This window comes from Burkholderia sp. PvR073 (assembly GCF_054055695.1).
Window position 1 is genome coordinate 26,285 of record NZ_JBSRXO010000001.1, and the last position, 13,745, is coordinate 40,029.

A 13,745-nucleotide genomic window follows, 5' to 3' on the forward strand; every position below is an offset into this window, starting at 1 on the left:
GTATCGTTCCGTCGTCAGGGTGCGGCCGTGCCCGCGCGCCGCCGCAGCGGCGGCCGGGCACGGCGGACGCGGCGGGCAGCCGCGGCCTGCCCGCATCCTAGCACTCCGGCCGGCGCGCCGGGGGGTCGCGAACCACGCATCGTCGTCCGTCCGTTCATCCGGCGCTCAGGGCCGCCGCAGGTCGAGCGTGAACGGGAATTCGCGGCTCGGCGCGGCGGCCGATGCCGTCATCCGTCCCGGTGTGTGTCCCATCTCGACGAAACGCGTGAGCCGGCGGCTTTCGGCCTCGTACGCATTGACCGGGAACGTCGCATAGCTGCGCCCGCCCGGATGCGTGACGTGATACCGGCAGCCGCCGAGCGAGCGCTGCAGCCACGTGTCGACGATGTCGAACGTGAGCGGCGCGTGCACGCCGATGGTCGGATGCAGCGCCGACGGCGGCGCCCACGCCTTGTAGCGTACGCCCGCGACATATTCGCCGACGGTGCCGGTCGGCTGCAGCGGCAGCGGGCGGCCGTTGACGGTCACGACGTGCCGGTTGTCGTTCAGCCCCGTCACGCGCACCTCGAGCCGTTCGACCGACGAATCGACGTAGCGCACCGTGCCGCCGGGCGCACCCTCCTCGCCCATCACGTGCCACGGCTCCAGCGCACCGCGCAGCGACAGTTCCATCCCGTTCACCGCGATCTGGCCGAACAGCGGGAAGCGGAACTCGAAGTGCGGCGCGAACCACGCCGGATCGAACCCGAAGCCGGCGTCGCGCAGCTCGGCCAGCACGTCATCGAAATCCATTTTCAGGAACGCGGGCAGCATGAAGCGATCGTGCAGCGCGGTGCCCCAGCGCGTGAGCGGCGTCGTGTACGGCGCGGCCCAGAAACGCGCGACCAGCGCGCGCAGCAGCAGTTGCTGCACGATGCTCATCCGCGCATGCGGCGGCATCTCGAACGCGCGCAGTTCGAGCAGGCCGAGCCGGCCGGTCGACGAATCGGGCGAATACAGCTTGTCGATGCAGAACTCGCTGCGGTGCGTGTTGCCGGTCACGTCGATCAGCAGGTTGCGCAGCACGCGGTCGACAAGCCACGGCGGCATGTCCTGCCCGTACAGCAGCTTGTTGCGCTGGATTTCCGCGAACGCGATGTCGAGCTCGTAGAGCTGGTCGTTGCGCGCCTCGTCGACACGCGGCGCCTGGCTGGTCGGACCGATGAACAACCCGGAGAACAGGTACGACAGCGACGGATGGTTGTGCCAGTAAGCGATCAGGCTCGCGAGCAGGTCCGGGCGGCGCAGGAACGGGCTGTCGGCCGGCGTCGCGCCGCCGAGCACGAAGTGGTTGCCGCCGCCCGTGCCGACGTGCCGGCCGTCGACCATGAACTTCTCGCTGGACAGGCGCGACTGCCACGCGGCGTCGTACAGGAATTCGGTCTGCTCGACGAGTTCGTCGAAGCTCCGGGCCGGATGGATGTTCACCTCGATCACGCCGGGATCGGGCGTGACCTGCAGCACCTTGAGCCGTGCATCGCGCGGCGGCGGATAGCCTTCGAGCACGAGCTTCACGCCGATTGCGTGCGCGGTCAGCTCGATTGCCGCGAGCAGGTCGAGATAATCCTCGAGCGCGGCGAGCGGCGGCATGAACACGTACAGAATGCCTTTGCGCACTTCGGCGCACAGTGCGCTACGCGTGATCCACCCGGCGGATTCGAAGCGCTCGGGGCGGCGCTGCGGGTCCTGCAAGCCAGGCGCGTGCCTCCCGGCTGCGCCGGTGCCGTCGCCGCGCCACTGCATGACCGTTTGCGTGGGGGCTTCGCGATGCGCGCCGACGAGATACCGCGGCGCGTCGGCCGTGCCCACATGACGCGCACGGAACGCGGTCGCGTCCGGCAGCGCGGCGCGCGGCGCGAACGGATCGCGTTCGACCAGATACGGATAGTCGGCGCCGGTGACCCACGGCAGCGAATCGAGCGGCAGCCGATAGCCCATCGGCGAATCGCCGGGCACGAGATACATCCGCTCGTCGCGGAAGAACCACGGGCCCGTCTGCCAGCGCGGACCATCGAGGCCCGACCGATCGCCACCCGACTCATCGTCCGCGCACTTGAGCGGCAGCACGTAGCCGACCACGCTGTCGAGCTTCTGATCGAACACCTTGCGCAGCCGCGCGCGTTCGAGCTCGTCGTCGAGGCGCGAATCGAACGGATCGACGTTGACGGGCAGCCGGCGCTCGCGCCACAGGTAGTACCAGACATCCTCGTAACCGGGCTGCACGAATTCGTGGGTCAGGCCGAGGCGCGCGGCCAGCGCGTCGATGAAGCGCTTCGCGTCGTCGGTCGTCAGCGCGGACGGCTCGCGCTCGTCGGCGAACAGCGACGGATCCTGCCACACGGGCTGACCGTCGGCACGCCAGAAGATCGACAGTGCCCAGCGCGGCAACTGCTCGCCCGGATACCACTTGCCCTGCCCGAAATGCAGGAAGCCGCCTTCACCGTATTCGGCGCGCAGCCGCTGCACGAGTTCGGTCGCGTAGCCGCGCTTGGTCGGGCCGAGCGCATCGGTGTTCCACTCGGCGCCGTCGCGATCGTCGATCGACACGAAGGTCGGCTCGCCGCCTTGCGTCAGCCGCACGTCGCCGGCCGTCAGCGCGCCGTCGACCTGCGTGCCGAGCGCGCGCACGGCATCCCATTGCGACTCGGTATACGGCTTCGTCACGCGCGGCGATTCGTACACGCGCGTCACCGCCATCTCGTGCTCGAACGAGACCTCGCATTCGTCGATCAGCCCTTCGACCGGTGCGGCGCTAGTCGGCTGCGGCGTGCATGCGAGCGGAATATGCCCTTCGCCGGCGAGCAGGCCCGACGTCGGATCGAAGCCGATCCAGCCGGCGCCCGGCAGATAGACCTCGCACCATGCGTGCAGGTCGGTGAAGTCGACCGACGTGCCGCTCGGGCCGTCGAGCGCCTTCACGTCGGGCGTGAGCTGGATCAGGTAGCCGGACGCGAAGCGCGCGGCGATGCCGAGATGCCGGCACAGCTGCACGAGCAGCCATGCGCTGTCGCGGCACGACCCGGAGCCGAGCTCGAGCGTCTGCTCGGGCGTCTGCACGCCCGGCTCCATGCGCACGAGATAGCCGATGTCGCGCTGCAGCTGCTGGTTCAGCGCGACGAGGAAGTTCGTGGTGCCGGCCGGCGTGCGGTCGACGCTGTCGAGATACGCGCGGAACCGCGGTGCCGCGCTCGTGGCCGGATCGCACGCGAGGTACGGCGCGAGTTCGGTCTTCAGCGCATCGTCATAGCTGAACGGGTATTGCTCAGCGCTCGCTTCGAGAAAGAAGTCGAACGGGTTGTACACCGACATTTCGGCGACGAGATCGATGGTGATCTCGAAGACTTCGGTGCGTTCCGGAAACACGAGCCGCGCGAGATAGTTCGAAAACGGGTCCTGCTGCCAGTTGATGAAATGCTCGGCGGGCTCGACCGTCATCGAATACGCGATGATCGGCGTCCGGCAGTGCGGCGCGGGCCGCAGCCGCACGATCTGCGGCCCGAGGTTGACGGGCCGGTCGTAACGGTAGCGGGTGGTGTGATGCAGCGCGACGTGGATGGGCATGGGGGAGCCGCTCGGTTCGGGTTGGGCCGGCCGCGCGCGCCGCGTCGCCGTCACTGCGGCGGCACGGCACGGCGGATTCGGCGAAGGGGCGCGTCAGACCAGTTCCGGCGACTGCACGACGCTGATTTCGACGCCGACGGCGCGCGCGCCGACTCCTGTCACCGGCTGCGCGTCGCGATGGTCGAGGCCGACCGCGATGCGCACGTAGCGCTCGTCCGGGCAGCGGTTCATGAACGGATCGAAGCCGACCCAGCCGAGCCCTTCGACGTACGCCTCGGCCCACGCGTGCCCTGCCGGCTGCTGCATCAGCGCGGCGGCCCGCGGCTGCGCGCCGAGCGCCGGCTGCTGCAGCCCCTGCGACTGCGACTGTGACTGCCCTTGCGACTGTGATTGCGACTGTGACTGCGCGGCATGCGACGCGCCGAGCGCCTGCTCCATGCCCTCGCTGCTCTGCAGCGCAAGCGATTCCTCCTCGTCTTCGTCGGCAACGCTCTGCTTCGCGTCGGCGATGCGCTGCATCGCGCTGTCGGCGAGCACGTAGCCCGAGATATAGCGCGCGGGAATCTTCAGCACGCGCGCGGCCGCGATGAACGCATGCGCATGGTCGCGACTCGTGCCCTCGCCGTTTTGCAGCGCGGTTTCGGCGTCGACCGGCGCATCGGCCAGGTTCGGCGCGTACGCGATGCGATCGTGTACTTCCGTCATCAGCCAGTGCAGCGCATCGAGGCTGTGCGGCTCGATCGGCAGCGCCTGCGCGAGCTCGCGCACGGTGTCGCCGGCCTTCGTGAGCGCGGTCTCGCGCTCGAAGACCCACGGCGGCGCATAGCCCTCGGAGTTGCCGAGAATGCCCGCACGGTCCTGCGTCTCGACGACGCCGGCCGCGACCACGACGATCTCGTTCCGCGCGCCGGGGTCGTGGCGCACGAGGTCGATCCGGTTGCCGAAGCCGTCCGCATAGGACAGCGTCGGCTCGACGCCGTCGATCGTGACCTGCCACGCGCGCACCGTCTGCCCGGGCCCCGATTGCGGGCGCAGCCGCAGCCGTTGCAGCGCGTGGGTGGCTTGATCGTCGAACTTATAACGCGAGATGTGTCGGATGGCGAGGCGCATGGCAAGTCTCAGTCGAAGTTGTAGGCCTGGGCGATATCGGCCCCGAGGCTGTTGTTGCGGCCGATGAAGTCGGTCAGGAACTCGTGCAGGCCGCTCTTGAAGATCCGCTCGACCGAGGTGTCGGACAGCATCTGCAGGATCTTCGCGGCCGTGTCGTGACACGGATGTGTCACGCCGTAATCCTTCGCGAGCAGGTTCAGGCTCGACACGACGCGCCCGTAGCAATAGCGCAGCGAACGCGGCATGCGGCCGTTCAGGATCAGGTAGTCGGCGATGTTCATCGGCTTGTACTGCACGTCGTACACCCAGCGATACGAGCGGTGCGCGGCCACGCAGCGCAGGATCGTCTCCCACTGGTAGTTGTCGAGGATCGTGCCGACGTGCGACACCGACGGCAGCAGCAGGTGATATTTCACGTCGATGATCCGCGCGGTGTTGTCCGCGCGCTCGACGAACGCGCCGATCTGCGCGAAATCGAAGATCTCGTTGCGCAGCATCGTGCTGTAGAAGCTGCCGAGGATCAGCGCGGTTTCCCGCTTCACTTCGTCGAGCACCGCCGGCAGCCCGCTCTCCGGTACCGGCTGCGCGAGCGCGCGGCGCAGCGCCAGCCACGCGCCGTTCACGCTTTCCCACGCCTCGCGCGTAAGTGCCGTGCGCACCATGCGCGCGTTCGAGCGCGCGGCCTCGATGCACGACAGCACGCTCGACGGGTTGTCGCGATCGCGCAGCAGGTAGTCGGTCACGGTATCGGCGGCATACGCGTCGTACTTCTGACGATAGCCGTCGTCCGCGCCCGAGCTGACCAGCACCGACGACCATTCGGCCGGCGCGTCGGCCGTGCGCGTAAGCGCCATCCGCAGCCCGGCATCGACGATGCGCGCGATGTTCTCCGCGCGCTCGATATAGCGGTACATCCAGTAGAGCCCGCTCGCAGTTCGTCCCAGAAGCATCTCGTGTCCACTCCGTCTTCGTTCGGTTCGCGCGCCGGCTGCGGCGCGCGTGGTCGTGCCCGGCTCAGTCGGCCAGCACCCAGGTGTCCTTGGTGCCGCCGCCCTGGCTCGAGTTGACGACGAGCGATCCTTCCTGCAGCGCGACGCGCGTGAGCCCGCCCGGCGTGATGCGGATCCGGTCCGACACCAGCACGAATGGCCGCAGGTCGACGTGGCGCGGCGCGAGGCCGGCTTCGGTCAGGATCGGTGTCGTGGACAACGCCAGCGTGGGTTGCGCGATGTAGTTCGCGGGCCGCGCGCGCAGCTTCGCGGAGAACGCCTCGAGTTCGGCCTTCGACGCGCACGGCCCGACCAGCATCCCATAGCCGCCCGAGCCGTGCACTTCCTTCACGACCAGTTCGTCGAGATGGTCGAGCACGTATTTCAGGCTGTCGGCCTCGCCGCAGCGCCAGGTCGGCACGTTCTCCAGCAACGCCTTGCGGCCCGTGTAGAACTCGACGATCTCCGGCATGTACGAGTAGATCGCCTTGTCGTCGGCGATGCCGGTGCCCGGCGCGTTCGCGATCGTGATGTTGCCGGCGCGGTAGACATCCATGATCCCGGCCACGCCGAGCACCGAGTCGGGGCGGAACGTGAGCGGATCGAGGAACGCGTCGTCGACGCGGCGGTACAGCACGTCGATCTGCCGGAAGCCTTCGGTCGTGCGCATCGCGACGCGGCCGTCCACCACCTGCAGGTCGCTGCCCTCGACGAGGTGCACGCCCATCTGGTCGGCGAGGAACGAATGTTCGTAGTACGCGGAATTGTGGATGCCGGGCGTGAGCACGGCGATGGTCGGGTTGTCGGCGTTGCCGCCCGGCGGGCACACGGCCGCGAGCGACTGCCGCAGCATCTGCGGATAGGTCTCGACCGGGCGCACCTTGACCTGCTGGAACAGCTCCGGGAAGAGCTGCATCATGGTTTCGCGGTTTTCCAGCATGTACGACACGCCCGACGGCGTGCGCGCGTTGTCCTCCAGCACGTAGAACGCGTTTTCGCTGGTGCGCACGATGTCGACGCCGATGATGTGCGTGTAAACGTTCCCGGGCGGCCGGAAATCGATCATCTCCGGGATGAACGCCTCATTGTGCGCGATCAGGTGCTTCGGCACGATGCCCGCGCGGACGATTTCCTGGCGGTGGTAGATGTCGTCGAGGAACGCGTTGAGCGCCATCACGCGCTGCTCGATGCCGAGCGACAGCCGGCTCCATTCCGCGCCCGAGATGATGCGCGGCACGATATCGAACGGAATCAGCCGCTCGGCGGCCTGCGCGTCGCCGTACACGGCGAACGTAATGCCCGTCCTGCGGAACACCCCTTCGGCGTCGTGGGCCTTCTGGGCGAGGCTTGCTGGGTTCTGCGTGTCGAGCCACTGCTTGAGGCGCGCGTAAGGCGCTCTCACCATGTCGCCGGATTGCAGCATTTCATCGAACGGTTTCATCGAATTGTTCTCCATCGTTCTCCCCGGCATTGCGCATGCCGGACCGGCGTACTCATTGCTTTGCAAGGAACGTGCCTTGCGCTATCCGCTCGATTCCCCCCTTTTGGCGCCGCACCGCGCACGCTCGTGCGCCATGACGCACCACGACGGTGCAGCGACGGCTCTCTCCGCCGCATCGACGCGCCGCGATCGCGCGCGCCTGTCGAACATAGTTCCCCCGCGTGTCACGAATGCGCAATCTGCACTGCACCAAATGTGCGCCCGCGCCCATCGTGCCCGTCGTGGCAAATGGTGCCCCGCACCACCCGCCCTGGCCCTGGGCGCCCCGATCCCCGCCCCCGTTCGCCGATCAGGATGGCACGGCGCCGGGTCGTCGCAACCGACCGCGGGAAAGCGGGCCGGCCACGCAACCTGCGCGGCCGGCCCTGGGGAAGTACCGTCTGCGGCCGCACCAGCGTTCGACGCGGTGAACTAACTGGTTAGCCGGGTCCGGCGCCTCAAACTTATGCAGCCGTAATGCCGCCGACAATGCTCATGCATATTTCGACTGACACCGATCGAAAAAAAACATCGGCTGCCGGCGCGCGAGGCGCGGTAGGCTAGAAGGTTCGTGCAGCGAAACGGCGCCGCCGCCCCTGTGGGCGCCCGACCATAACAAGCGAAGATCGAAATGGAAGCGAAGTGGCTGGAAGATTTCCTGAGCCTTGCGGATACCAAGAGCTTTTCCCGGGCCGCGCGTCATCGGCACCTGACGCAGTCGGCGTTCAGCAGACGAATCGCCGCGCTCGAAACGTGGATGGACGCGAAGCTGGTCGACCGCAGCATCAATCCCATCACGCTGACGCCGGCCGGGCAGATGTTCCGCGGGCTGGCCGCGGACATCCTGCGCAGCATGTATGCGGCACGCAACCTCGTGAACGGCTACGACCAGTTCGCGGCAAGCGATCAGGTCGTGCGCTTCGCGGTCGCGCATACGCTCGTGTTCACGCTGTTCCCCGAATGGCTCAAGCAGTTGAACGGCGAAGTCGGCCATGTGACCGCGCGCGTCAATGCGGTGAACGTGCCCGAAGGCGTGCAGCAACTGGTCGAAGGTGAGTGCGACCTGCTGCTCGGCTATCACCATCCGCAACTGCCGATCGTGCTCGATCCGAACCACTTCCCGTTCGTCACGCTCGGCGTCGAACGGATCCTGCCGGTGTCGACGCCCGACGCGCGCGGCAGGCCGGTATTCGAACTGCCGGGCACGCCGGACGCGCCGCTGCCGCTGCTCGCGTATTCGTCGGGCGCGTTCCTCGGGAACGTCGTCGAGATGCTGCTGCTGAACGCGTCCGAATCGTATGCGCTGCACCGGTGCTTCGAGACGCACATGTCCGAGGCCCTCAAGGGGATGGTCGTGGCCGGGCACGGGATCGGCTGGCTGCCGGAAAGCTGCGTGGCGAAGGAACTCGCGGAAGGTTCGCTCGTGCGTGCGGGCTCGGCGGACTGGATCACCGAGCTCGAGATCCGCCTGTACCGGTCCGCGCGCAAGCGCGGGCTCGCGGCCGAACAGCTGTGGACCTACATCATGAACCGGCCGCGCGCCGCGGCCGACGGCCCGATCGCGGCCGAGCCGGTCGCACCGGCCGTGCGCATGGCGCGCCGCAGCGTCGGCGGCAGCCGATAGCACCCTTCCCCGTCCCTCATCGCCTGACTCGCCGGCGCACGATGCGCAGATAACCGCGCGTCGCGCCGTCATTCAAACGGCGCGCGGCGAGCATTTTCCGGTCCTGCCCCGGGTATTGATGCGAATATCGCGCGCTGGATCAAGCGCGTAAAACAGGCCAAACGTTTGCGAGTTCAGGCCGTATTTCTTTCTATCAGAAATATCTGATCCTGAATAACTTGCCGATTTCAACAGCGGAAATAACCTGTTACAGAACAAAATAAAAGTTTCGATTTGCATGGGACGACGATTCGCACCAAAGCCGTCACACCCTATTTTTCGATTTCTCCAATCTGTGCGCCGATGTCATCGCAATGCCTCGCATACAGAGGCAACACTTCCTTTTATCAGTCGTTATTTTTCGGTACGAATTCCGGTACCTCTTACGTCGTAAGTTTCCCGACGGGTCATCGCTACCGGTGAGCAAATTTCATGTCCGGCAATATCGCCTTTATTCTGTTGATAGGCATTCGTCGAATAAATCTGAATCCTATTTAAATAAGACATTTTAAACGGTGTGCCGTTCGGGCTACACACAATTGTTTGTTCCAAACCCATCGTGTATCAATATCATGTCGCAAAAGCACGCACATAATTTCGACTCGGAATAAATGCGTTGTCATCGATTCCGGCTGGAGGTTGCAATGTCTTCCTCGTCGTTTAAACAGCATGCTCGCCCGCTCCTCGCCATCGTCGTATTCGCGCTCTGCATCGATGCCGTGGCCCAGGGCCAGACCCAAACCGAGATGCCTGCGTCCGGCGCGGTCCCGGAGCGATACGTGATTTCGTACATCTGCGGTGATGCACGAATCGACGGTACGGCGCCGCTCCCCCCCGACGGCCGTCCATACAACCTCGGTGTGTCATTCGTGGCGGGCAGCACCGGGCAACCGCTGTCCAACGTGCAGGTACGGCTGCGGAGACACGGCCGCGTGCTGCTCGAGTTCAAGGCAACGGGGCCACGCTGTCTGTTCAGCGTGCCCGAGGCCAGTTACCGGGTCGAAGGCACCTATCAGGGGGCGACGCAGTTCGCGATCGTCGAAACGGGTGCGCTCACCACGCAGTTGAAATGGTGAGCCCCGCCTGAATCCGCGTGCCGAGAGCGCGCAATCGCGCCATTCCCCCATCCACCCCTATCCACCGAAACGAGGAGCATGGAATGACTCGCGCAGAACGACCGGACGACTCGCCGGTCCGTCAGGCGAAACCCTCCTGGGGCCCGGGCAAGAGTGCGGCACTCAGCATCGTTGCGTTTGCCACGATCTTCGGTGCGTTCGCGTATGTCGAGCGCGACGCGGGTGTGGGCAATGCATCCCACACAACCGTGGCGCACGACATCGCTGGCGTGATCGGCACCGCCGTCGACAAATATCGCCACGCCGTCGTGACCGCGACGGACGCCGCTTCCGGCGCCTCCGCGCCCGCCGGCGTGGCAACGGCTGTCGCACAGGCCGCGCCGGTTACGTCGTCCGCACCGGCCGCGCCGGCTATGTCGCCTGCACCGGCCGCGCCCGTGATGTCGGCGGCGGCCGAACCGACCGTGCCACCGCAAACGACGGCCCACTCCCCCGCGAAACACACGCGTCGTGCGCATGGACACTCCACGACGCTCGCGGGCAACGGGTACGCCGCATCGGCCAGCACGCGCGCCGCGCGCTCGACCGACGCGCACCGGACGTCACGTTCGCAGACGCTGGCGCGCACGAAAAAACCCACCGACCCCGAGCCGAGAATTCAGCCGCATTCGTATATAGCGGACTCTGCGCACATGGAGGCTGCCAGCGTGACACGCGAGGAGGTGGAAGGCGCCCGCGCGCTGGCGAAGGCGCGCTCATGCGCACAGATGGACGAATGGAACTGCGTGGAGCACAACGCGAGCCGGGCACTCGCGATCGACCCGAAGAACAGCGAATCGCGCGCGCTGCTTGGACAAGCGATCCGCAACCGCCTGTGAACCGGCCGGATGCTGCCGGGCCTCGCCACCCGGCAGCGTGATGGCCGGCGACGAGCATCGTCGGGCATGCAACCGATGTGATCGATTCGAAGAGAGGACATACCGTGGCTAACAATCGTAAACAACAATGCACCACCGTCGCTCCGTCCAACCGGCGGATCCTCCTGCATGCGCCATTGCTGTTGCTGCTCCTCGCGTCCGGCCCCTGCTTCGCCGCCGAAGGCGACGCGGAACCGGGCAGCGCGCGCGAAATCGCCGGGACCCACGGCACGCAGGACGCGCTGCCGCCCGACATGCAGCCAACGGGGGCGCCGATGCAGGTCGCCCAGGGTTCGGGCGCGCTGCCCCCTCATGCGCCGACGCCGATCGCGCAGGCGTCGGACGCGTCGATGCAGATCGCTCAGGCATCGAATACGCCGACCACGGTCGTGGTGGAGCCGGAAGCGCCGCAATCGAGCGACCCGGCGTCTGGCGCGCAGTCACCGGTCGCGCAAACGCCGGACGCATCGATGCAGCTGGCGCAGGCGTCCGACACCGCACCGCCGACTACGCCGGCACCGATCGCGCTGACGCCGGACGCGCCGATGCCGCCTGCCCAGGCGTCCGACACCGCACCGCCGACTACGCCGGCACCGGTCGCGCAGACGCCAGACGCGCCGATGCCGCCTGCACAGGCCGCCGACACCGCACCGCCGAATACGCCGGCACCGATCGCGCTGACGCCGGACGCGCCGATGCCGCCTGCCCAGGCCGCCAGCACCCAACCGACCGATACACCTGCGCCGACCGCCTCGACGCCATCCGAACCATCTGCATCAGCACAAGCCGCGACCACCGCGCCGCCGAATGCGTCGACGCAAACGGCTCAGGCATCCGGCACGCCGATGCCGAACTCGCCCGCGCCCGTGACGCAGATGCCGGGCGCGCAATCGCCGTCGTCCCAGGGGCCGAGTTCACAGACGCCCGGCGCCCAGCTACCCGGCGAATCCCTACAACGATCGCAGGGGCCTGACGTCGAAACGCCGAACGCGCAGGCGCCGGATCTCCGTACCGCCGACGTCGAGACCGTGCGCAAAGACGTGTTCGGCCTCGCGGCGAGCGGCGGCGCGGTCAAGGCGCTCGACGAAGCGAAAATGCGGCCCGATGCGTTCTCCGCCGTCGACATCGCGCAACTGGAAGAACTGTCGATTCGCCAGCAGGTGCGCGGCGGACGCGACAAGTCGCGCTCGATGACGAGTTCGGACCGCTTCGACGGACTCGACAACGCGCTGCGCGCGGCCGACGACCTCGACCAGCGGATGCCGGCCACACCCGAGTACACGCCCGTCAGGACGGCGCTCGCGGGCGACCGCACGGTCGCCCTTGCGGCACGCGGCGACATGACGAAGGCCGTCGCGACGTTCGAAACCATCCCGCCCGACGCGGAGATCTCGATCGACGCGCTGGCGGCCGTCGGCGACGCCTACCTGTACCTGAGCGAACCGGGCAAGGCGAATGCCGTGTACCAGCGTGCGCTGAATCAGGCGACCGCGTCGCCGACGGACCGCGCGACCCGCGGCTTCCAGTACGGTGCGCGCACGCGCGCGATCGAACTGCGCGAAGGGCTGTTCTGGTCGTACGTCGACCAGGCCCGCGCGGCGGACGCGAAGCAGGTGCTCGACGACATGGGCAAGTCGTTGCCGCCGGCCACGGAAGTCCGCAACTACGGCCCGGGGGAAAGCGACTATCTGCGCTACTACCGGCTGCGCGCGCAATACCTGATCTTCACGGGTCACCCCGACGAAGGGATCACCGCGCTCGAACAACTCGAGAAGGAGGTGCCGTTCAACGCGGAGGTTCGCGCCGCGCACGCCGACGCGGTGTCGGGCCAGTCGCATCCGCGCCAGGCGATCTCGATGTATCGCGCGTCGCTGGCCGACCACCCGGACAGCGTCGAGATGCTGGCGGGCCTGGGCCGCGCGTCGCTCACGGCGGACGACTACGCAACTGCGAAGACCGTCGACCAGACCCTGGACAACACGTTCCCGGACAGCGGCGCCGTGCGCAGCTTCAAGCGCGACTACAAGGCCTACCGCAGCCCCATCTTCACGACCGATCTGAGCTTCGAGCACGGCAACAGCGCGCTGGCCGACAACAGCTTCACGTCTGACAGCTACATCTATTCGCAACCGTTCGGCGACAACTGGCGGGTCTTCTCGCACACGTTCTTCGGCCACGCGCAAACCGACAGCGGCAGCGTCAGCCGCACCCGCACGGGCATCGGCGGCGACTACCGGCACGGGCCGCTCACGGTCCTCGGCGAAGTCACGCGCTCGTTCGGCGGGGACGGCCGAACCGGCGGCCGCGGGTCGATCGCCTACGCGCTGAACGACTACTGGACCGTCTCCGGCGGGCTCGACAGCAACGACAACTCGCTGCCGTGGAAGGCGTATGCCGCGCACATCTGGGGCCGCTCCGCGAACGCGTCGGTCGTGTATCGCCAGAACGACCGTCGCGAGGTCAAGCTGAGCTACGGCGTGAGCCGCTACAGCGATTCGAACCTGCACCAGGAGATCACGGCGACCGCCACGCAGCGCGTGTACACGGCCGCCAACCAGCTCGTCAACGTATCGCTGGATCTCGGCACCGACAGCAACACGCGCCGGGACGCACCCTACTTCAGCCCGGGCCGCGACTATGCGGCCGCAGCGACCGTGATGCACCAGTTGACGCTGTGGAAGAAAGGCGACATGGGGCTGCAGCAGCGCATCTCGGTGTCGGGCGGCGCTTACAACGAGCGCGGATTCGGCACCAGTGCGCTGTGGAGCGCGCGGCTCGAGCACGCGTGGACGTTCAAGCATGACATCACGCTGAGCTACGGCGTCGAGGTCAGCAGCCACGCGTACGACGGCGAGCGCGAGCGCTCCGAAACCGGCTTCCTGTCGCTCAACCTGCCGTTCTAACAAGGAG

9 protein-coding genes are annotated in these 13,745 nt (G+C 67.2%); 4 read left to right on the forward strand and 5 right to left on the reverse strand.

Annotation, left to right across the window (positions count from 1 at the left end; all coding sequences use genetic code 11):
* Positions 1-165: 165 nt before the first annotated feature.
* The 4 genes from ACVK00_RS00115 to ACVK00_RS00130 all read right to left on the reverse strand — a co-directional run bounded on the left by ACVK00_RS00115 (position 166) and on the right by ACVK00_RS00130 (position 7,140).
* Positions 166-3,600 carry a transglutaminase family protein gene (locus tag ACVK00_RS00115; protein ID WP_354123102.1) on the reverse strand — a complete coding sequence of 1,145 codons (3,435 nt, stop codon included), beginning with the start codon at positions 3,598-3,600 and terminating at the stop codon, positions 166-168.
* Between the two features lie 93 nt (positions 3,601-3,693).
* Positions 3,694-4,710, reverse strand: a complete 1,017-nt coding sequence (locus ACVK00_RS00120) for a transglutaminase family protein (RefSeq protein ID WP_284893916.1) — start codon at positions 4,708-4,710, stop codon at positions 3,694-3,696.
* A gap of 8 nt (positions 4,711-4,718) precedes the next feature.
* Positions 4,719-5,660, reverse strand: coding sequence for an alpha-E domain-containing protein (locus ACVK00_RS00125; RefSeq protein ID WP_006753601.1), 942 nt, complete (start codon positions 5,658-5,660; stop codon positions 4,719-4,721).
* Between the two features lie 64 nt (positions 5,661-5,724).
* A complete protein-coding gene (locus ACVK00_RS00130; protein WP_166723634.1) occupies positions 5,725-7,140 on the reverse strand; it encodes a circularly permuted type 2 ATP-grasp protein in 1,416 nt (471 codons plus the stop codon).
* 670 nt (positions 7,141-7,810) lie between these two features.
* Between ACVK00_RS00130 and ACVK00_RS00135 the strand changes: the two genes are divergently transcribed.
* The gene (locus ACVK00_RS00135; protein WP_284893915.1) at positions 7,811-8,803 is read left to right on the forward strand and encodes a LysR substrate-binding domain-containing protein; all 993 of its coding nucleotides are present in this window, start codon (positions 7,811-7,813) and stop codon (positions 8,801-8,803) included.
* A gap of 72 nt (positions 8,804-8,875) precedes the next feature.
* On the opposite strand, the gene ACVK00_RS00140 is transcribed toward ACVK00_RS00135, so the two are convergent.
* Positions 8,876-9,082, reverse strand: coding sequence for a hypothetical protein (locus ACVK00_RS00140; protein ID WP_228909648.1), 207 nt, complete (start codon positions 9,080-9,082; stop codon positions 8,876-8,878).
* A gap of 404 nt (positions 9,083-9,486) precedes the next feature.
* On the opposite strand from ACVK00_RS00140, the gene ACVK00_RS00145 reads away from it, so the two are divergent.
* From ACVK00_RS00145 to pgaA, 3 genes are all read left to right on the forward strand, one after another.
* Positions 9,487-9,918 (forward strand): hypothetical protein, encoded by a 432-nt coding sequence (locus ACVK00_RS00145; RefSeq protein WP_228909647.1) that lies wholly within the window; start codon positions 9,487-9,489, stop codon positions 9,916-9,918.
* Positions 9,919-10,001: 83 nt separating this feature from the next.
* On the forward strand, positions 10,002-10,796 hold the full coding sequence (locus tag ACVK00_RS00150; protein WP_228909646.1) for a hypothetical protein: 795 nt from the start codon (positions 10,002-10,004) through the stop codon (positions 10,794-10,796).
* Between the two features lie 104 nt (positions 10,797-10,900).
* The gene (pgaA, locus tag ACVK00_RS00155; protein ID WP_284893914.1) at positions 10,901-13,738 is read left to right on the forward strand and encodes a poly-beta-1,6 N-acetyl-D-glucosamine export porin PgaA; all 2,838 of its coding nucleotides are present in this window, start codon (positions 10,901-10,903) and stop codon (positions 13,736-13,738) included.
* The last annotated feature ends 7 nt before the right edge of the window (positions 13,739-13,745 follow it).

What these genes read in the sequence shown, in the direction of transcription:
- ACVK00_RS00115 (WP_354123102.1), bottom strand. Translation starts at nt 3,600, where the DNA reads ATGCCCATCCACGTCGCGCTGCATCACACCACCCGCTACCGTTACGAC.
- ACVK00_RS00120 (WP_284893916.1), bottom strand. Translation starts at nt 4,710, where the DNA reads ATGCGCCTCGCCATCCGACACATCTCGCGTTATAAGTTCGACGATCAA.
- ACVK00_RS00125 (WP_006753601.1), bottom strand. Translation starts at nt 5,660, where the DNA reads ATGCTTCTGGGACGAACTGCGAGCGGGCTCTACTGGATGTACCGCTAT.
- ACVK00_RS00130 (WP_166723634.1), bottom strand. Translation starts at nt 7,140, where the DNA reads ATGAAACCGTTCGATGAAATGCTGCAATCCGGCGACATGGTGAGAGCG.
- ACVK00_RS00135 (WP_284893915.1), top strand. Translation starts at nt 7,811, where the DNA reads ATGGAAGCGAAGTGGCTGGAAGATTTCCTGAGCCTTGCGGATACCAAG.
- ACVK00_RS00140 (WP_228909648.1), bottom strand. Translation starts at nt 9,082, where the DNA reads ATGCAAATCGAAACTTTTATTTTGTTCTGTAACAGGTTATTTCCGCTG.
- ACVK00_RS00145 (WP_228909647.1), top strand. Translation starts at nt 9,487, where the DNA reads ATGTCTTCCTCGTCGTTTAAACAGCATGCTCGCCCGCTCCTCGCCATC.
- ACVK00_RS00150 (WP_228909646.1), top strand. Translation starts at nt 10,002, where the DNA reads ATGACTCGCGCAGAACGACCGGACGACTCGCCGGTCCGTCAGGCGAAA.